The organism is Methylosinus sp. RM1 (assembly GCF_011378635.1).
Lineage (GTDB): Bacteria > Pseudomonadota > Alphaproteobacteria > Rhizobiales > Beijerinckiaceae > Methylosinus > Methylosinus sporium.
Map to the genome: position 1 here is coordinate 24,082 of NZ_WOVC01000012.1, position 18,479 is coordinate 42,560.

Genomic DNA, 18,479 nt, shown 5'->3' on the forward strand with positions numbered 1-18,479 from the left:
CCGAATCCTATTTTGTCGGCAGCGTCAACACGCCCGCCGCGCCGGTCTCGGCGCCGACGAGCAGCCGCGTTCCCTTGGCGTCCCAGCAGAGCGCCGAAATGCGCGCCGGCGCGCCCTGGTCCGGGGCGCGCACGAGCAATTCAGCGGCGTCGGTGAGGCGGCACAGCATCACCATTCCATCCTCATAGCCGACCGCCACGGCGAGCGCGCGCGGATGAAAAGCGACGCGTGTCACCTTCACCTCCGGCCGCACGCCGCACTCGCGCGGCGACTCGCCCATCGGCCCATCCTTGGATTGGAACGGCCAGACGACGCAGGCGTCGGCGCCCGAGGTCGCCAGCCATTTGCCGTCGTGCGACCAGGAGAGCGAACGCGTCTTCGCCGGATAGCCCGCCATGCGCATATTCTTGCCGTCGGAGACGCGCCAGCCGTGCAGCATGTTCTCCTGCATGGTGGTGAGCACGAATTTGCCGTCCGGCGAGACCGTCGCATCGATATGCGAGCCCTTCCACTCCAGAACCTCCGGCGCGCCGGCGTTGGGAAACCACAGCGAGACGCCGTTGTAATGAGCGATGGCGAGCCGATAACCCTTCGGAAAGAAGGCGATTCCGCGCGAGCTCGACGGCAGCGGCAGCGTCTTGACCTCGCCCTTGGGCGTGCGCGCCCGCAACTCGCGGCCGACAGTCCAGGCGAGCGTCCCATCGCCGCGGGCGGCGACGGCGTCGATCCATTTGCCCTTTTCATCGGCGATGATCTCGCGGCCGCCGGCGACGCCCGACGCGATGACGAGCCCGTCGTCGCCGCCGGTGATCAGCCGCTCGCCGTCGCTCGCCGCGACCAATATGGCGCCGTCGGGATGCGCCACGCTGTGGCGGAGCTCAGCGCCGCCCGCAATGGCGAGCCGTCCGTCGCCGAGCGCCAGCACGGGCGCCTCGCCGAGAAAGGAAGCGGCGACGACCTCCGCGCCGGCGTCGAAGGGCGTGAAAGCGGAAGTGAGGGAGGGAGCTGCGCCAAAGGTCACGATCGGAGTCGCCTCGGGGGAACGGGATTGGGGTCGGGGGACTCGCCGCCCGGCCCGCCCTCTATAGCGGATTTGCGCGGCGGTGGCGCCGTTCTTTCATGCCGGCTCGCGTCTCGAATGGGGATGGACGAGCAAAATGCAGCAAAAGCCCGACAGCGCCGACTATCTTTCTCTCTTCGGCCGCTACAAGGAGGATTTCGGGGACGTCTACATGGACCCAGAGGATGAGAGGTTTCGGCTGCTTTTCGACCAGATCTGCCGAATGCTCACGCAGCCCTCGTCGTTCAATCTAGGCCTGCCCGAGCAATTCCGAACGACCGCCTCGCGCTATCTCGACGGCGATCCCCATACGGTCGCCCATATGAAGACGATCGAGAACCGCCATTTCATGCTGAGCGACCTTTTCGACTATATTCACCTCGTCAAGACGATGGGCGGCTCCTGGGATCAGCGCGGACGCTGATCCGACGAGAAAGCCGCCGGAGATCCCGCGCAGGGGCAGAGCGGCAAAACGCTCGGCGCATAGAGCGAGAGCCAAGTATGGCCGAATTTCGCGAAGGTGAACATCACCGCGAGCGCATTGGTCGCCAAGATGAAATAGAGAAGCGGAATTTTCCGCGCGAATGCGCGCAAACTCCAGGCCATCTGTCGGAACACTGAGCAATGAATATAGTTTTTCTATGGAACTATTCCTCGAGACTGACGAGCTTTCATGCGCTCGTCATGCAGAAAAACAGAAATATATGCAGAGATATATTAGGAATAATCGGTAGAAATCTAGTTAATGCGTCCAAAATCGCCCGCATCGACGCTCGCGACGCGAGCGGCGCCCGGCGGAGGCCTCGACGAAATGCAAAACGGACCGATGTGATGGCGGGGCGCGGCTCCCCCGTCGGAGAGCCGTCGCTTCGCGACACCTTGAGATTTCCGAGGAGCCAAGCATGAGCACGAGCAATGTATCCGGCGACCCGTTTCGCGGCGGCCCGTTCGATTTGAACAGGCTCGAGGCGAAAAACGCCATTCTCGCCCATAATTGGTGGGCTATCGCCCTGCGTGGCCTCGCCGCGATCCTATTCGGGATCATCGCCCTGTTCATGCCCGGCGTGACGATCCTGTCGCTGGTGCTGGTCTTCGCGATTTTCGCTGCCGTCGACGGCATAGCCACGATCGTCGCCGCGGTGCGCGCCGCGCGGCAGGGCGAGGCCTGGCTGTTCCTCTTCCTCGCCGGATTGGTGAAGATCGCCGCCGGCGCTTTCGCGGCCTTCTGGCCCGGCATCACGGCGCTGATCTTCGTCGCGGTGTTCGGCGCGGGCGAGGTCGTCGGCGGCGCGCTGACCTTCGGCTCCGCGCTCGATCTGAAGGAGGATCACGGCCGCTGGTGGCTGGCGCTCGGCGGCCTGCTCGCCGTCGTATTCGGCCTGTTTCTGCTGCTGACGCCGGTCATCGGCGCGGTGGTGCTGAGTTGGTGGCTCGGCATCTATGCGATCGCGCTCGGCATTGTGGAGCTGATCCTGGCCTTCCGGCTGCACGCCCGGCATGTCGAGCATCCGCCGCTGGCGCATCCGCAAGGCGCGTAAATAAAATCGGGGCGCCCGCAGCCACAGGCGCCCCGTGCCCCCTTCCCGCCCCCGCGGAAAGCTCGCGAAATCAGTCGATCGAGGAAATCTTGATCGGCGAATCGAGATCGGCGTGCACGACCTTGAGGCCCGCCTTGGCGACGGCGGCCTCATCGGCGTACCAGGTCGACTCATGGTCGAGTCCGCCGTATTTGTTGAAGACCATCACATATTTGGCCTTCAGATCCACCTCGCAGCGCAGCCCTTTGCCGGGCTGGCCGATGGGCCGCATCTTGCCGTCCCAATCGATGAAATAGCCCCCGGTCTCCTCGGACATTTCCTGTTCCCTTTCGGACATTTGTCTCCGTGAGCGCGAGGAAGCACGTTTCAGGCCAGCCAGCCCGAACGCCCACATCGACGAGAGCTTGATTCGCCGACGCGCGCCTGTAGTGTTCCCGGCTCCTGTTCGAAATCCACGTTGGGAAATGAAGCAGTCGCATTTTCGAGGCATTCGCCGCGCCTACGACCTGTTGTCGATCAAGACGTCCCGCTTCTTCAACGCCGGCTGGTATCTCTACCGATATCCAGACGTCCGCGACGCCGCCCTCGATCCCGCACGCCATTATCTCGACTTCGGCGCGCAGGAGGGGCGCGATCCGAGCTGGGCCTTTTCGACCGCCGGCTATCTCCTGCGCTATCCCGACGTCGCCGCCTCCGGCGAGAATCCGCTGCTGCATTTCATCCGCATCGGCGCGCGCGAGGGACGCGAGCCGGATCGCGATTTTCTGGTGGAGATCAAGCCGCCACTCGACTACCGGCCCGAAGTGGATGTCGCCGCGGCTTTCGACCGTCTGCTGCGCGAGCGCCGGCCCGCGCGCGTGCTGGAGGCCGGCACGCGGCAATCGACGCTAGGCGTCGCGACGCATTCGCGTCCCAATTTTCCCTGGGTGCGCGACGCGGACTATCTCAAGATGGACATAAGAGAGGGCCAGGATGTGGACGTCGTCGCCGATCTCCATGCGCTCCCCGCACAATGGACCGGCGCTTTCGACTGTTTCCTCGCCAACGCCGTGTTCGAGCATTTGGAGCGACCATGGATCGCGGCCAAGGAGATCGCCCGCGTGCTGGCGCCGGGCGGCCTGTTCTGGATCGGCACGCATCAGTGCTTCCCCATCCACGGCCATCCGAATGATTTCTTCCGCTTCAGCCGCGACGCGTTGCGTCTGCTGCTCGAGGACGCCGGCCTGATCGTCGAGGCGTCCGATTACGAGGGCCGCTGCGCCATTCTGCCGCCGGGCGACATGGTCTTCCCCGCCAATGTCGATCTTTGGAACATGACGGAGCCATCCTTCATCGCCGTGCGCGCCGCCGGCCGAAAGCCGGCGTGAAACACGGCGCGCCCCGCCTATTGCGGAGGCTCGCCGCTTTTCCTAACTTCCCCTCATGACTCTTTCCCCCGCCCTTTCCATCACCCGCGATCTCCTTCGCTGCCCCTCCGTCACCCCGGCCGACGCCGGCGCGCTCGGTGTGCTCGAGCAGCGCTTGAAGGAGGCCGGCTTCGCCACGCATCGGCTCGTCTTCAAAGAGGAAGGCACGCCGGACATCGACAATCTCTTCGCCAAGATCGGCGAGGGCCGGCCGCATCTCGTCTTCGCCGGCCATACGGATGTGGTGCCGAGCGGCAATCCCGAGCGCTGGCGCTTCGACCCCTTCTCCGGCGAGATCGCCGACGGCAAGATTTTCGGCCGCGGCGCCTCCGATATGAAGGGCGGCATCGCCGCCTTCGCCGCCGCCGCCATCGACTATGTGAAGGAGCATGGCGCTCCCAATGGCGCCATTTCCTTCCTCATCACCGGCGATGAGGAAGGCCCCGCCGTCAATGGCACGGTGAAGATGCTCGATTGGGCGAAAGCCAATGGCGAGATCTTCGACCATTGCATCGTCGGCGAGCCGACCAATGTCGAAGAGCTCGGCGACACGATCAAGATCGGCCGGCGCGGCTCGCTCAACGGGCGTCTCGTGGTGCGCGGCAAGCAGGGCCATTCCGCCCATCCGCATCGCGCCGAAAATCCCACGCCCGCCGTGGCGCGCATCGTCACCGCTCTGTCGACTCACGTCTTCGACGAAGGGACGGAGCATTTCGACCGCTCCAATCTCGAGGTGACGTCGATCGACATCGGCAATCAGGCCGCCAATGTCATTCCCGGCGAAGCGCGCGCGCGCTTCAACATTCGCTTCAACAATGTGTGGACGCTGGAGACGTTGCAGGCGGAAATCCGCCGCGTAATCGAGACGGCCGCGGCGGGCGCAAAAGTGGAGGTGGAGTTCCTGCCCTGCAATTCGCTGCCCTTCCTCACCGCGCCGGGCGATTTCAGCGCGCTGGTCGCCGGCGCGATCGAGCAGGTGACGGGGCGCCGTCCGGGCCTTTCGACCAGCGGCGGCACGTCGGACGCGCGCTTCATCACGCGCGATTGTCCGGTGCTGGAGTTCGGCCTCCTCAACGAGTCGATCCATGCGGTGGACGAGCACGCGCGGCTCGAGGATGTCGACGGGCTGACCGCGATCTACAAGCGCATCATCGAGACGTATTTCGCGCGCTGAAGCGCGCTCCCTTCTCCCGCACGCGGGAGAAGGTGGCCCTCGCGTCAGCGAGGGTCGGATGAGGGCTCACCCCGCCTCGATATTATTTGGAATTTAGATCGCCGAGAACCGCAGCGACCCTCATCCGACCCGACTTCGTCGGGCCACCTTCTCCCACAAGTGGGAGAAGGAAGCGCCGTTCGATGGCAGAACCCTCATTCCGCCAGCGCTTGCGCGGCCGGCACGGCGAGCGTCCATTCGAAGCCGTCGGGCGGAAAGCCGATCGTCGCCTCGCCGCCCAGCGCCTGCGCGACGAGGCGCTTGATCACCTTATGGCCGAAGCCCTCGCGCATCTGCTCCGGCGCCGCCGGCGGGCCGCCGAACTCGCGCCACTCCACCACAAAACGCGCATCGTCGATGCGCCAATGCAATTCGATGCGCCCCTCCGGCTGTGACAGCGCGCCATGCGTCAGCGCATTCACGGCGAGCTCGTGCAGCGCGAGGCCGATATTCTGCGCCGCCTCCGGCTTCAGCATCAGATCGGGGCCGCCGGCGCGCGTCTGCTCCTCGACGCAGCCGGCGTCGAGACAATAGGACAATTGCGCGCGCACCAGCTCCGGCATCGACGCGCCATGCCAATCCTGCGAGACGAGAAGATCATGCGCCATGGAGAGCGCCTGCAGGCGCGCGGCGAATTTGCGCTGGAAATCGGCGAGCGAAGGCGCGCCCGCCGCCGTCTGCCGCGCCATGGCCTGCACCACGGCGAGAAGATTTTTGGAGCGATGCACCAGCTCGCGCAGCAGCACATGGACATGATCCTCGCGCCGCTTGCGATCGGTGATGTCGCGCGCCGTGCCGATGATGCGCGCGGCGCGTCCGCCCTCGAAAAAGGTGCGGCCGCGCACTGCGATCCAGCGCTCGACGCCATCGGTCTGGCCGATGATGCGATACTCCGCCTCGTAATCGCCGAGCTGGCCCGGATCGAGCGCGGCGGGCGCCGCCTCGCGCGTCTGCGCCTTGTCGTCCTTGTGCATCGCATTGCGGAAAATCTCGAAGCTTCCGGGCGCGCCTTCCGGCAAAGCCCAGAGCGCGCGCACCCGCTCGTCGAGATGCACCTCGCCGGTGACGAGATCCCAATCCCAAATTCCGGTGAGGCTCGCATCCAGCGCCATGCGCATTCGCTCGAGCGCCAGCGCGGCGTCGCGATCATCCGCCCGCTGCGGCGCGGACGCCTCGCTCTTGCTGTCGATGTCCGTCAAGATCGGTCCCTCGACGCCCGCCGCCCGCTTCGAGTGGCGCGAACCATAGCCCAACGGCCGTCGGCGGGCGAGAAAATCATTTCAAAATCGCGCGACTCATCGATCGCGCCCCGATATGCGAGAGAGGAAACGCCGTGGTCCGATCCACGGTTCCCGTCAAACATCCAATTCCGTGGCGAAAGCGGCGCGCTCCTGAATGAAGGCGAAGCGCGCCTCGGGCCTAGCGCCCATCAGCCGCTCGACGCAATCGGCGGTCTCCTCACGCTCCTCGCCGGCGATCACGACCTTGAGCAGTGTGCGCTTCCTGGCGTCCATCGTCGTTTCCTTGAGCTGAGCCGGCATCATCTCGCCGAGGCCTTTGAAGCGGCTCGTCTCGATCTTGCCCTTGCCGGTCAGCACTTTCTTCACCAGCTCGTCGCGATGCGCGTCGTCGCGCGCATAGACGGTCTTGGCGCCTTGCGTGAGCTTATACAGCGGCGGCACGGCGAGATAGAGATGGCCGCCGTCGATGAGCTTGGGCATTTGCCGAAAGAAGAAAGTGATGAGCAGCGAAGCGATATGCGCGCCGTCGACATCGGCGTCGGTCATCACGATGATCTTGTCGTAGCGCAAATCCTCGTCGCGATAATGCGAGCCGATTCCGCAGCCGAGCGCCTGCACCAGATCGGCGAGCTGCTGATTGGCGGCGAGCTTCTCGCGTCCCGCCGAGGCGACATTGAGAATCTTGCCGCGCAGAGGCAGCACGGCCTGGCTGGCGCGATCGCGCGCGGCCTTGGCGGAGCCGCCGGCGGAATCGCCCTCGACGATGAAAATCTCCGAGCCTTGCGACGATGTATTGGTGCAATCGGCGAGCTTGCCCGGCAGGCGCAATTTGCGCGTCGGGGATTTACGCGCCTGCTCCTTCTCGGCGCGTCGGCGAAGCCGCTCCTCGGAGCGCTCAACCGCGAAATCGAGCAGCTTGGTCGCCTGCGACGGCGCGCCGGCGAGCCAATGATCGAAAGCGTCGCGCACCGCGCCTTCGACGAGGCGTGAGGCCTCGACATTCATCAGCCGCGTCTTGTTCTGCCCCTGAAACTCCGGCTCGCGAATGAAGACGGAGATCATCGCCGCCGATTGGCCCATGAGGTCCTCGGCCGTCACATTGGCGGCGCGCTTGGCCTGGCCGATACGCTCGGCGTGATCCTTCAAGCCGCGCAGCAGAGCGAGACGAAAGCCCGCCTCATGCGTGCCGCCGTCCGGCGTCGGAATCGTGTTGCAATAGGAATGGGAAAAACCATCCTCATTGGCGAACCAGGCAATGGCCCATTCGAGCGAGCCATGGCCGCCCTCGCGCTGCACCTTGCCGACGAAGGGCTGATCGGCGACCAGCTCCTTGCCCTCGGTCTCGCGCGCGAGATAGTCGCGCAAGCCGCCGGGGAAACGCAGCACCGCCTCGGCCGGCACATCCGAGCCCGGCTCGATCAGCGCCGGAGCGCAGCGCCAGCGAATCTCGACGCCGCCGAAGAGATAGGCCTTGGAGCGCGACATGCGGAACAGCCGCGCCGGCCGCCAATGCGTCGCCGGGCCGAAGATGTCCGCGTCCGGCTTGAAGCGCACCTTGGTGCCGCGGCGATTGGCGATGCGGCCGAGCTTTTCGAACTTGCTGGCGACGAGGCCGCGCGAGAAGACCTGACGATAGAGCTGCTGCTCTCTGGCCACCTCGACCTCGACCCTCTCCGACAGGGCGTTGACCACGGACACGCCGACGCCGTGCAGGCCGCCGGAGGTTTGATAGGCCCCCGAGTCGAATTTGCCGCCGGCGTGCAGCATGGTCATAGCGACTTCGAGCCCGGTCTTGTCCGGAAACCGGGGGTGTCGATCGATCGGAAAACCGCGGCCATTGTCCACGACGGTGAGCCAGCCCTCCGGCTCGAGCGTGACCTCTATGAAGCTGGCGTGGCCGGCGACGGCCTCGTCCATCGCATTGTCCAGCACCTCCGCGAAGAGGTGATGCATGGCGGCCTCGTCCTTGCCGCCGATATACATGCCCGGCCGCCGCCGGACCGGCTCCAGCCCCTCGAGCACCTCGATGGAGGCGGCGTCATATTCCGCCGGCGCCTTGGGCGCTTTCGCGGCGGGAGCGGCGGCCGGCTTGCGCGGGGCGCCGCCGAAGAGATCATCGGATTTGGCCATGGAAGGGATTTTAGCGATTCGCGAGGGGGAGCGCGAGGGGGTATGAGAACATACAAGGAACTTCTTTTAATAGTCCGCCTATCTCGCGCTCTGCCTGTTCCAAGCCGACCAAGAAAGAAAGCTGCGCCGGACCTCGAGAAAAATCGGGTTGAGGTTTCCTCATCCTGAGGAGGCGGCGCAGCCGCCGTCTCGAAGGACGAGGAAACCGTCAGCGCCGCCTTCTGGAGTTCGCCCTCGTGCTTCGAGACGGTCGCTTCGCGACCTCCTCAGCATGATGGCGAGGGGGACTGCCCTTCGCGCGCCCGCCTCACCCAGCAATTGATCGAAAATCTCCCATCGGCAAAGGCGCTCGCGCAGCGCGTCGGACGCACCTCGTGAAACGCGGCCGAGGCAAAAGCGACGAGACGATCATAGACCGGCGCTATGTCCGCAAAGCCATCCGGCGAAGAGAGCCGCAGCGCGCCGCCTTCGAAGCGCTGTGGCAGCGCGTGAAAATAATAGACGAGCGTGAGAACCCGCACGCTGTCGTGTCCGTCCGGTCGCGGCGGCGCATCGGCGTGGCGCTTGAAAAAGCCGCCGTCGCCATAGCGCACCATCTCGATCTCTTTTTTCGTTTCCGAGAGCAGACAAACATTCAGCTCGTGCGTCAGACGCGCGAGGACCACATCGACAGACGCGGCGAAAGCCGCGCGCAGCGGGCCGAGCTCGAGAAGATGCGAAGAATCACGCACCGACGTATCGACGCGCGCCGCGCGCTCGGCCGTGTAGAAACGCGATTGCGAAAATTCGCTCTCATGCGCCAGCGCGAATTGCATCAGCTCGCCTGCGCGCGCCGCGCCGAGAAAGCCGTCGATGACGACATGCGCAGGCGTGGCGGCGGCGGTCATAGGCGCATCCATTGCGGCGACAGAAGCGCTCGATAGATCACAGAAAGCCGCACCGCAAAAGCCGCGCCGCGCTCAGCCATGCAAGGCCGCAAAGCGCGCCTTTCGCTCGGCGAAACGCGGCGACACGAATTCGACCAGCGCTTCGCCCGCCGTCTCCGGGCGCCCGCTGTCGAACGGCGGCGCCGGCGCATATTCGATGGACAATTGGATCGCGCGCGCGAATTGCTCGCCGGCGATATCGGCTGCGAGCGTCAAAGCGAAATCAATGCCCGCCGTCACGCCGCCGCCGGTGACGATGCGGCCGTCGCGCACGACGCGCGCGGCGTCTGGAATGGCGCCGAACAATGGCAGAAGATCGCGCCAGGCCCAATGGCAGGCGGCGCGCTTGCCGCGCAGCAGGCCGGCGGCGCCGAGCAGCAGCGAGCCGTTGCAAACCGAGGTCACATAGCGCGCGCCTTCCGCGAGCCGCGCGATCTGCTCCAAATATTCGCGATCGACCGACGCCGCCTCGACGCCGGGACCGCCGGGAACGCACAAGAGATCGCAGCGCTCCACGCTGGCGAGCGCGCGCGTCGAGCCGAATTCGAGCCCCGTGTCGGAAGCGACGGCCCCGCCCTCGCGCGAGGCGACGACGACCTCCGCGCCGGGCAGTCGCGACAGCACCTCGAAAGGCCCGGTGAAATCGAGCTGGGTGAGACGCGGAAAAATCGCGAAGACGATGCGAAAGCTTTGGTCCGACATTGCGAGCCTCCCCTTGTTGACGAAGGCAGAGTAGCGCCGCTAGGCTCTGTCTCAAATGACGGTTTTCCCACTTTTTCAGATAAAGCCATGAGCGCGCGGATCATCGCTCTGCTGATCTTCGAGGATTTTCAGATTCTCGACGCCGCTGGTCCGATCGCCGCATTCGAGATCGCCGCGCGCATCGTCCCCGGCGCCTATGCGCTACGGACGATCGCCGCCGCTCCGGGCCTGGTGCGCTCCTCTTCCGGCGTCGCCATCGCGGCCGGAGGCTTCGCCGCCGCGCGACGTTGCGACACGCTGCTGATCGCCGGAGGCCTCGGCACGCGCGGCGCCGCCACGGACAGAAAGACGCTGGCTTTCGTCGCCCGCGCAGCGACGCGCGCGCGACGCGTGGCGAGCGTGTGCTCGGGCGCCTATGTGTTGGCGGCGGCCGGGCTGCTCGACGGCCGCAGAGCGACGACGCATTGGAGCCGCAGCGGCGATTTTCAAAGGCGCTTTCCGAAGGTTCGGCTGGAGCCGGATTTGATCTTCGTGCGCGACGGGCCGATCTGGAGCTCCGCCGGAATCACCGCGGGGATCGATCTCGCGCTGGCGATGATCGACGACGATCTCGGCGAGGATGTCGCGCGCGCCGTGGCGCAGCAGCTCGTCGTCTATCATCGGCGCCCCGGCGGGCAATCGCAATTTTCCGCGCTGCTGGAATTGGAGAGAAAGCCGGACAAATTCGCGACGCTGCTGCGCTGGGCGAGCGAGCGTCTCCGCCAACGCCTCACCGTGGAGGAGCTGGCCGCGCAGGCCGGGATGAGCCCACGCAATTTCGCGCGCGCTTTCTCCCGCGCGACCGGCGCGACGCCCGCCAAGGCAATCGAGCGCCTGCGGCTCGACCGAGCGAAGAGCGCGCTGGAGAGCGGCGCCGACGCGATCGAGCAAATCGCGCGCGACAGCGGCTTTCACGATCCAGAACGAATGCGACGCGCGTTTCTGCGCGTTTATGGGCAGCCGCCGCAGGCGTTTCGGCGTGGGGGGCGGAGCCGGGCATGATTTTGTTCCACACGTTTGGGGCGGCTGATATATTTCCGCGCACTGACCTTGATGACCTTGGGATCGTTCGAATGGATGAAAAGGCATTTTCTGCGGCAATCGAGAAATTAAATCATGCTAATAGAAAGCTCAGGGATATGGAAGCAGCCAAAACTTTAGATCAACTTGCTTTGCTCTGGGAAGAATTTCTGATAGCGCAGAATGGCGTGTACACACGCTTAAAAAAGGCGACCGAGCTTGGAAGCGCCAAAGGCTGGTTTGACAGAATATCAAACGAGCGTAGTTCAGATGAGCTATTGAGATACCTTCTGCACGCCAGAAACGCAGCGGAACATGGAATTGAAAGGATTACCAGTCAGGAACCAGGAAACGTGACGCTTAACAGCGAACCAGGAAAACCTCTGCATATCAAACGTCTTGAAATACGATCTGGCCATGATGGCATGAGAATAATTGGAGATAGGGAAACGCTTAGCCAACTCCGTATTGGCTTTACCCCCGGTGAAGTGCGGCTAATAGCGGTTAAAGATCGTGGCATCATTTATCTACCGCCGAACATGCACTTTGGAAAACCGATCCAGAACGTCAGTCCCGTCGTATGTGCGAATTTAGGAATCGCTTACCTGACGTCAAAGGTCTCTGAGGCAAGAGCAAATTGGTTCCAGAACTCGCTACCGCCGTCCTGAACGATGGCGACCCGGAAAAATGCGCCGACGCTCGGACTCGAACGAACAGCTTCCATTCGCGCACCCTGCAGCGAGGCATCGAACTGGCGGAAGGGGTGGGATTCGAACCCACGGTGAAGTTTCCCCCACGGCGGTTTTCAAGACCGCTGCCTTAAACCACTCGGCCACCCTTCCGAACCCGGAGCCGGACCGGACTCGCGGCGAAGCCTATCGCTTCTCTATGACCGCGCGTCAACCGGCCGCGCGTCTAGCGGAACCAGACATAGACGATCGCCGCCGCCAGAGCCAGGACGAGGCCGATCGCCGTGTTGCGCAGAAAGCCGCCTTCGAACTCGTCCATTCCGTCTTCCCTTCTCGCCCTCGCGTCGATTCGACGCATTTCTAAAACTGCATCCAACGCTGAGAATAGTCGATGAGGGCGGTTAATTCCCAGGGGCCGCTCTCGGTTGGGAGCCCGGCGCAGGCCGGGCTCTTTTTCTTTTCGGCGAGGGGCGCGCCGGCGCCTCGCTCGCGGCGGCGCTATGCGCTAAGGTCCGCCCGCCGCACGGAAAGACCACATGCCTCTCTATTTCGCCTATGGCGCCAATATGGACGTCGCCGCAATGGCCGTCCGCTGTCCCCATTCGCGGCCGCTCGGCCTCGGCCGGCTGGCGCGCTATCGTTTTGCCATTCTGGAGACTGGCTACGCCACTGTCGCGCCAGATGCGCGGGCGCAGGTCCATGGCCTGCTCTATGACCTCGCCGTGGCGGATGTGCCGGCGCTCGACCGTTACGAGGAGATCGGCCGCCGGCTCTACCGCAAGGTCGTGCAGCCGGTGCTGCGCGCGCCGGTGGGCTCGGCGCGAGCGCTCGTCTATATCGGAACCGCGACGCGCGAGGGGCCGGCGGCGCCGGGCTATGTCGAGAATATCGTCGCCTCGGCGCGCGCGCTCGGCCTGCCGAGCGCCTATATCGCCTTTCTGGAGAGCCATGCGCCCAATGCGCAGCAGAGGATGAGCCGAAGATGAGCGCTTTTCCCGTTCCCACCGTCCATACGCTGGCCGAGCTGCGCGAGCGTGTCGCGCAATGGCGCGCGCGCGGCGAGCGCGTCGGCTTCGTCCCCACAATGGGCGCGCTGCACAAGGGCCATCTCGCTCTGGTGGAGGAGGCGCGCCGGCGCGCCGATCGCGTGATGGCCTCGGTCTTCGTCAATCCCACGCAATTTTCCGCAGGCGAGGATTTTGACCGCTATCCGCGCACGCTCGCGGCCGATGTCGAGAAGCTCGCGAGCGTTGCGGCCGATCTCTGCTATGCGCCGGCGGTGGAGGAGATGTATCCGCCGGGCTTTTCCACCACGGTCGCGGTGGGCGGGCCGGCGGTCGCCGATCTCGAGGATCATTTCCGGCCGACGCATTTCGCCGGCGTCGCGCTCGTCGTCGCCAAGCTGCTCAATCAGGCCGATTGCGACGTCGCCGTCTTCGGCGAGAAGGATTATCAGCAATTGCTGGTGATAAAGCGCCTGGCGCGCGATCTCGACCTGCGCGCGGAGATCGTCGGCGCGCCCACTTTGCGGGAGGCGGACGGGCTCGCAATGTCCTCGCGCAACATCTATCTTACGGCCGAGGAGCGGCGCATCGCCCCTGTGCTGCATCGCGCATTGACCGAGGCCGCGCGGCGCATCGCCGATGGCGAGCCGATCGGCCATGTGATGGGCGAGGCGCGCGAGCAAGTCGCCGCCGAGGGATTCCTCATCGATTATCTCGAGGCGCGCCACGCCGAGACTCTGGCGCGCGTCGCCCGCCGGCATGACGGGCCGATCCGCCTGCTCGGCGCCGCCAAGCTCGGCGCGACGCGGCTCATCGACAATATCGCCGTCGAGTCCGCGCAATGAGCGAGGCGCGACGCGTTTTCCGCATCATCGTGCGCGGCCGCGTGCAGGGCGTCGGCTTTCGCGCCTTTGTGGCGCGGGAGGCCGGACGGCTCGCGCTCGCCGGCTGGGCGCGCAATTGCAACGATGGCGCGGTGGAGATCGTCGCCGCCGGGCCGCAGGGCGCGCTGCGAGCGCTGGTGGAGGCGGCGCGGCGCGGACCGCCTGCGGGACGCGTCGACGATCTGCGCGCGGAAGAGACGAGCGAGGCCGCTCTCGTCGAGCGACGCGGCGATGTGGAGTTTTGACGGCGTGCGGCTCGAGAAAGACGCGGATTTCGATGCGCTCGCGGCCGCCTTCGCCGATCTGACGACGTGCGCCGGCGCTATCGCCATGGAGGTTCTCGCCGCGCCGGCGATAGAGGCGCGCGCGAAGAAGGACGCCAGCCCGGTCTGCGAGGCGGACGAGCGAATCGAAGCTTTTCTCGCGCAGCGTCTCGCCGAGTTGCTGCCGGGCGTTCCCATCGTCGCGGAAGAGGCCGCCGCCGCGGGCGCGCAATTCGCCCGCGCCGAGACTTTCCTGCTCGTCGATCCGCTCGACGGCACGCGCGAGTTTCTGGCGCGCAGCGGCGAGTTCACGATCAATATCGGCCTCGTCGTCGCGAGGACGCCGCGCGCCGGCGCGGTCTTCGCCCCGGCGCGCGGGCGATTATGGTTCGCCGGCGCGCGCGCCTTCGCCGCCGACGCTCAGCCCGGCCGGCCGGCGCCGGAGCGCGCGGCCTGGCGCCCGTTGCGCGTGCGCGCGCTCCCCGTGGAAGGGCCGATGGCGCTGGTCAGCCGCTCGCATCTCGACGCAGAGACGAAGGCCTTTCTCGCGACGCATCGCGTCGCCGCGACGCGCGATGTCGGCTCCTCGATCAAATTCTGCCTTCTGGCGGAGGGCGCAGCCGATCTCTATCCACGCTTCGGCCCGACGATGGAATGGGATACGGCGGCAGGCGACGCCGTGCTGCGGGCTGCCGGCGGCGGCGTCGTCGATCCTTCCGGCAGGCCGCTCGCCTATGGCAAGGCGGAGGCCTCCTATCGCAACGGGCCTTTCATCGCATTCGGCGATCCCGCCGCTGCAAGACTTTGTTAAGGCCGCGGGGAGATTCTTCGTCTCGCGAAGAAGAGCCGCCGAGGCGCCACAGGCGCGACACGATCGCATCCAAACTTCAGCGGACTGATTCGCATTCGCCGCAACGGGGGTTTTCGTGATGCGCGCCGCTCATTCGACTCGCAGAGAGATGCTCGCGCTCGCCGCGGCAGCCGCTCTGTCGCCGCTCACGCCCGCGCGCGCCTATGGCGAGCGGCCGGAACCCAGACCCGAGCCCATGTCCGGCGACGAGGTGGTGCGCAACGGCCATCGCTTCTTCGGCTCGATAGCGCGCGATCTCGCGCAGGGCGTCGAGCAGATGGCGCGGCGCTGGGGCCGCCCCAACGCCTATGTGCTGGGACAGGAAGGCTCGGGCGCCTTCGTCGGCGGCCTGCGCTATGGCGAGGGCGTGATGTACACGCGCAACGCCGGCCAGCGGCGCGTCTATTGGCAAGGTCCGTCGCTCGGCTTCGACGCCGGCGCCAATGGCGACCGCACCATGATGCTCGTCTATAATCTGCCTTCCGTCGATGCGATCTTCACCCGCTTCGGCGGCGTCGCCGGCTCCGCCTATCTGGTCGGCGGATTGGGCTTCACCGAGCTCACGGCGGACGGCGTCGTCATCGCCCCGATCCGGGCGGGCGTCGGCGCGCGCCTCGGCCTCAATCTCGGCTATTTGAAATTCACGCCGGAAGCGACGTGGAATCCATTCTGACGCATCGCGCGATGACGATCTGCGTGTCGCCGTAGCGGCGGCGCTCTTGCTCGATGATTCCCTCGGGCAGAGCGAGGGACGCATCCACCGCCTCTTCGATGACGATCAGCGCGCCCTCGGCGAGCCAGCCGCCGTCGATCAGCGAGCGCAGCGCGCGCGTCGCAAGATCGCGCCCATAGGGAGGATCGAGAAAAGCCAGAGTGAACAGTTCGCCCGGCGGCGCGAGGCCGAGCTTGGTCGCGTCACGCCGAAAAACGCGCGTCACGCCGCCCGCGCCCAGCGCCTCGACATTGGCGCGCAGCAGCGCGCGCGCCTCCGCGCCATCGTCGATGAAGAGGATTTTCGCAGCGCCGCGCGACAAGGCCTCGAGGCCGAGCGCGCCCGTGCCGGCGAAGAGATCGACGACGCGCGCGCCCGGAACCGGATCGTCATAGGCATGGGCGAGAATGTCGAAAACGGATTCGCGCAGGCGATCCGAAGTGGGACGGATCGCCTGCGATTGCGGCGTCTTCAGCACGCGGCCGCGAAAGCTGCCGGCGACGATGCGCATGGGCTAGCGCGGCTTGCGCGGCGCGGCGCCGGGCTTGCGCGGCCCCTTGCCAGGACCTTTGCCAGCCGGCCCGCCTCTGCCCGGCCCTTTGCCCGCGCCGCTCCGCGGCGGACCGCGACGCTCGCCCGACGGCGGACGCGCATCCCCGTCACGACGCGGCGAGCGGCCCTCACCCGCCTTGCGCGGCGCGCGCTCGCCCCGCGGCGCGTCGCCGGAGTCGAAACGCTTACCGGCGCCATTGCCTGCGAAGCTCTTGCCCGCGCCGAAGCTCTTGCGTTCGCCGAAGCTCTTGCCGGAGCCGGACGTCTTGCCGGCGCCGAAGCTCTTGCGCTCGCCACGCTCGAAACGCTCGCCAGAGGGCGCACGGGCGGCCGCTCCCTCGCGACGCGGCGGACGCTCCTCGCCCTCACGACGCGGCGCGCGCTCGCGGCGCGGCCCATCGCTAGCGCCGAAGCTCGACCCGCGACGCTCGCCGCGGTCGAAACGCTCCGTGCGTTCGGCGCGCGGACGCTGCTCCGCGCCATCCCGACGCGGCGGACGCCCCTCGCCCTCACGACGCGGCGCCCGCTCGCGGCGCGGCCCATCGCCAGCGCCGAAGCTCGAGCCGCGACGCTCACCGCGATCGAAACGCTCCGTCCGCTCGCCCAATGCGGCGCGCGCCGGCATTCCTTCACGCCGGGGCGGACGACCCTCGCCCTCACGACGCGGCGCCCGCTCGCGGCGCGGCCCATCGCCGGCGCCGAAGCTCGAGCCGCGACGCTCACCGCGATCGAAACGCTCCGTCCGCTCGCCCGATGCGGCGCGCGCCGGCATTCCTTCACGCCGGAGCGGGCGACCCTCGCCCTCGCGACGCGGCGCGCGTTCACGGCGCGGCCCGTCGCCGGCGCCGAAGCTCGAGCCGCGACGCTCGCCGCGATCGAAACGCTCGGTCCGTTCGCCGGCGCGCGGACGCGCAGCACCGCCCTCGCGACGCGGCGGACGTCCTTCGCCCTCGCGCCGAGGGGCGCGCTCGCCCCGCTCGAAACGCTCCTTGCGCTCTCCGGCGACGCGCGCGGGTCTCTCCTCGCCCTCGGCCCTCTCGGCGCGGAAGCGGCGGGCGTTGCGCGTCGTCGCCGGCTCCTCGGCGCGGCGCACGGGCACGATCTTCTCCACCGGCACGGCGCGCCCCTTGCGGTCGCTGGTGGCGGCGCGCTCTATGCGGGCGCGCGGGCCTTTGCCGCGCGTCTCCTCGCGCTCGGCGCGCAGGGTCGTGACATGCTTGCGCGTGCGCGTCTTGGCGCGCTGGCGCGCCTCTTCGGCGGCGACATGCGGCGGCTCGTCCGAGTCGCGGCGCGACGACGAAAAATCGACGCCGGCCAGCTCGGCCAAGCCCTTGCCGAGCTGCTCGCGCAACGTCTTCAGCCGCACCTCCTCGACGACGCCCTCCTCCAGCTCGCCGAGCTGGAAGGGGCCGAAGGAGATGCGGATCAGCCGATTGACGTCGAGTCCCAAATGCTCGAGCACGCGCTTGATCTCGCGATTCTTGCCCTCGCGCAGCGCCATGCTGATCCAGACATTGGCGCCCTGCACGCGATCGAGCTTGGCGTCGATCGGCGCGTAATCGACATCGTCGACGGTGACGCCCTTCTTCAATTCGTCCAATCGCGCCTGGTCGATCTCGCCATGGGCGCGCACGCGATAGCGGCGCGTCCAGCCCGTCGCCGGAAGCTCGAGCGTGCGCGCGAGACCGCCGTCATTGGTCAGCAGCAGCAGGCCTTCCGTATTGATGTCGAGCCGCCCGACACTGACGAGGCGCGGCAAATCAGGAAAGCGCTCCTCGAGGAAGCCGAAGACGGTCTCGCGCCCTTCCGGGTCCTTGGCGCTGGTGACGAGGCCGGCCGGCTTGTGGAACAGAAACAAGCGCGTCGGCTCACGCTCGGCGAGCGGCTGGCCGTCCACCTCTATGCGGTCGCCCTCCTGCACATTGAAGGCGGGGCTGTCCAGCACGCGGCCATTGACGGAGACGCGCCCTTCCGTGACCCAGATCTCGGCGTCGCGGCGCGAGCACGCGCCGGCGCGCGCCATGACCTTGGCGATGCGCTCGCCCTCGAAGGCGCTGGCGGCGGCGGGCTCGGCCGAGGCCGGTTTCTTGGCCGGGGCGCGGCGACGCGGCAGCTGGTCGCCGCCGTCCTTACGGCGGGCGGGTCTTTCTGGCTTTTTGTCGGTCATCGCGCCCTGATAGCAGGTCGCGGGGCCAAAGAGAAAGGCGCGACGGCCGCTTTTTCACTCGTCATTCGCCATGAATCCGAGTT

At 66.7% G+C, this 18,479-nt stretch carries 20 protein-coding genes and 1 tRNA gene; 11 read left to right on the forward strand and 10 right to left on the reverse strand.

The genetic code is table 11. From position 1 onward, the window contains the following. Window positions 1-7 precede the first annotated feature (7 nt). Window positions 8-1,021: a WD40 repeat domain-containing protein gene (locus FMZ75_RS10460; RefSeq protein ID WP_166142664.1), complete on the reverse strand. Its 1,014-nt coding sequence runs from the start codon at window positions 1,019-1,021 to the stop codon at window positions 8-10. A 136-nt stretch (window positions 1,022-1,157) separates the two neighbouring features. On the opposite strand from FMZ75_RS10460, the gene FMZ75_RS10465 reads away from it, so the two are divergent. Further along, window positions 1,158-1,484, forward strand: a complete 327-nt coding sequence (locus tag FMZ75_RS10465; protein WP_108918276.1) for a hypothetical protein — start codon at window positions 1,158-1,160, stop codon at window positions 1,482-1,484. Here FMZ75_RS10465 and FMZ75_RS10470 read toward each other — a convergent pair. After that, window positions 1,469-1,654: a hypothetical protein gene (locus FMZ75_RS10470; protein ID WP_166142666.1), complete on the reverse strand. Its 186-nt coding sequence runs from the start codon at window positions 1,652-1,654 to the stop codon at window positions 1,469-1,471. The two genes, FMZ75_RS10465 and FMZ75_RS10470, sit on opposite strands and share 16 nt — an antisense overlap. Window positions 1,655-1,962: 308 nt before the next feature. Between FMZ75_RS10470 and FMZ75_RS10475 the strand changes: the two genes are divergently transcribed. After that, window positions 1,963-2,598: an HdeD family acid-resistance protein gene (locus tag FMZ75_RS10475; protein WP_108918252.1), complete on the forward strand. Its 636-nt coding sequence runs from the start codon at window positions 1,963-1,965 to the stop codon at window positions 2,596-2,598. Between the two features lie 70 nt (window positions 2,599-2,668). Here the strand turns inward: FMZ75_RS10475 and FMZ75_RS10480 are convergent, their stop codons facing one another. Next, complete coding sequence (locus FMZ75_RS10480; RefSeq protein WP_018266465.1) at window positions 2,669-2,914, reverse strand: hypothetical protein; 246 nt, start codon at window positions 2,912-2,914, stop codon at window positions 2,669-2,671. A gap of 148 nt (window positions 2,915-3,062) precedes the next feature. Between FMZ75_RS10480 and FMZ75_RS10485 the strand changes: the two genes are divergently transcribed. Together FMZ75_RS10485 and dapE are read left to right on the forward strand one after the other, a co-directional pair. Continuing rightward, window positions 3,063-3,965, forward strand: coding sequence for a methyltransferase domain-containing protein (locus FMZ75_RS10485; RefSeq protein WP_166142668.1), 903 nt, complete (start codon window positions 3,063-3,065; stop codon window positions 3,963-3,965). 55 nt (window positions 3,966-4,020) lie between these two features. Continuing rightward, on the forward strand, window positions 4,021-5,178 hold the full coding sequence (dapE, locus tag FMZ75_RS10490) for a succinyl-diaminopimelate desuccinylase (protein ID WP_166142670.1): 1,158 nt from the start codon (window positions 4,021-4,023) through the stop codon (window positions 5,176-5,178). A 194-nt stretch (window positions 5,179-5,372) separates the two neighbouring features. Here dapE and FMZ75_RS10495 read toward each other — a convergent pair whose 3' ends face one another. The 4 genes from FMZ75_RS10495 to FMZ75_RS10510 form a co-directional block, all read right to left on the reverse strand. Beyond that, on the reverse strand, window positions 5,373-6,416 hold the full coding sequence (locus FMZ75_RS10495) for a sensor histidine kinase (protein WP_166142672.1): 1,044 nt from the start codon (window positions 6,414-6,416) through the stop codon (window positions 5,373-5,375). A 156-nt stretch (window positions 6,417-6,572) separates the two neighbouring features. Further along, window positions 6,573-8,588 (reverse strand): DNA topoisomerase IV subunit B, encoded by a 2,016-nt coding sequence (gene parE / locus FMZ75_RS10500; protein WP_166142674.1) that lies wholly within the window; start codon window positions 8,586-8,588, stop codon window positions 6,573-6,575. A gap of 266 nt (window positions 8,589-8,854) precedes the next feature. Then, on the reverse strand, window positions 8,855-9,475 hold the full coding sequence (locus FMZ75_RS10505) for a 2OG-Fe(II) oxygenase (RefSeq protein ID WP_166142676.1): 621 nt from the start codon (window positions 9,473-9,475) through the stop codon (window positions 8,855-8,857). A gap of 72 nt (window positions 9,476-9,547) precedes the next feature. Next, entirely contained in the window at window positions 9,548-10,216 is a 669-nt protein-coding gene (locus FMZ75_RS10510; RefSeq protein ID WP_166142678.1) for a DJ-1/PfpI family protein, read from the reverse strand. A gap of 99 nt (window positions 10,217-10,315) precedes the next feature. On the opposite strand from FMZ75_RS10510, the gene FMZ75_RS10515 reads away from it, so the two are divergent. Then, on the forward strand, window positions 10,316-11,257 hold the full coding sequence (locus FMZ75_RS10515; RefSeq protein WP_370464701.1) for a GlxA family transcriptional regulator: 942 nt from the start codon (window positions 10,316-10,318) through the stop codon (window positions 11,255-11,257). Then, complete coding sequence (locus tag FMZ75_RS10520; RefSeq protein ID WP_157516583.1) at window positions 11,254-11,943, forward strand: hypothetical protein; 690 nt, start codon at window positions 11,254-11,256, stop codon at window positions 11,941-11,943. The genes FMZ75_RS10515 and FMZ75_RS10520 overlap by 4 nt, the downstream gene beginning before the upstream one ends. Window positions 11,944-12,027: 84 nt before the next feature. Here FMZ75_RS10520 and FMZ75_RS10525 read toward each other — a convergent pair. Further along, window positions 12,028-12,117 (reverse strand) — tRNA-Ser (locus FMZ75_RS10525). Window positions 12,118-12,500: 383 nt separating this feature from the next. Between FMZ75_RS10525 and FMZ75_RS10530 the strand changes: the two genes are divergently transcribed. From FMZ75_RS10530 to FMZ75_RS10550, 5 genes are all read left to right on the forward strand, one after another. After that, entirely contained in the window at window positions 12,501-12,950 is a 450-nt protein-coding gene (locus FMZ75_RS10530; protein WP_166142682.1) for a gamma-glutamylcyclotransferase family protein, read from the forward strand. After that, window positions 12,947-13,813, forward strand: coding sequence for a pantoate--beta-alanine ligase (gene panC, locus FMZ75_RS10535; protein ID WP_166142684.1), 867 nt, complete (start codon window positions 12,947-12,949; stop codon window positions 13,811-13,813). The genes FMZ75_RS10530 and panC overlap by 4 nt, the downstream gene beginning before the upstream one ends. Then, entirely contained in the window at window positions 13,810-14,097 is a 288-nt protein-coding gene (locus FMZ75_RS10540) for an acylphosphatase (RefSeq protein WP_166142686.1), read from the forward strand. The genes panC and FMZ75_RS10540 overlap by 4 nt, the downstream gene beginning before the upstream one ends. Beyond that, a complete protein-coding gene (cysQ, locus tag FMZ75_RS10545; protein WP_142864051.1) occupies window positions 14,084-14,926 on the forward strand; it encodes a 3'(2'),5'-bisphosphate nucleotidase CysQ in 843 nt (280 codons plus the stop codon). Before FMZ75_RS10540 ends, cysQ begins: the two co-directional genes overlap by 14 nt. 118 nt (window positions 14,927-15,044) lie before the next feature. Beyond that, the gene (locus tag FMZ75_RS10550; protein ID WP_246659962.1) at window positions 15,045-15,638 is read left to right on the forward strand and encodes a DUF1134 domain-containing protein; all 594 of its coding nucleotides are present in this window, start codon (window positions 15,045-15,047) and stop codon (window positions 15,636-15,638) included. Here the strand turns inward: FMZ75_RS10550 and rsmD are convergent. Continuing rightward, a complete protein-coding gene (gene rsmD, locus FMZ75_RS10555; protein ID WP_166142688.1) occupies window positions 15,607-16,188 on the reverse strand; it encodes a 16S rRNA (guanine(966)-N(2))-methyltransferase RsmD in 582 nt (193 codons plus the stop codon). The genes FMZ75_RS10550 and rsmD overlap by 32 nt on opposite strands. Before the next feature lie 3 nt (window positions 16,189-16,191). Then, window positions 16,192-18,396, reverse strand: a complete 2,205-nt coding sequence (locus FMZ75_RS10560) for a pseudouridine synthase (RefSeq protein ID WP_166142690.1) — start codon at window positions 18,394-18,396, stop codon at window positions 16,192-16,194. Window positions 18,397-18,479: the final 83 nt, after the last annotated feature.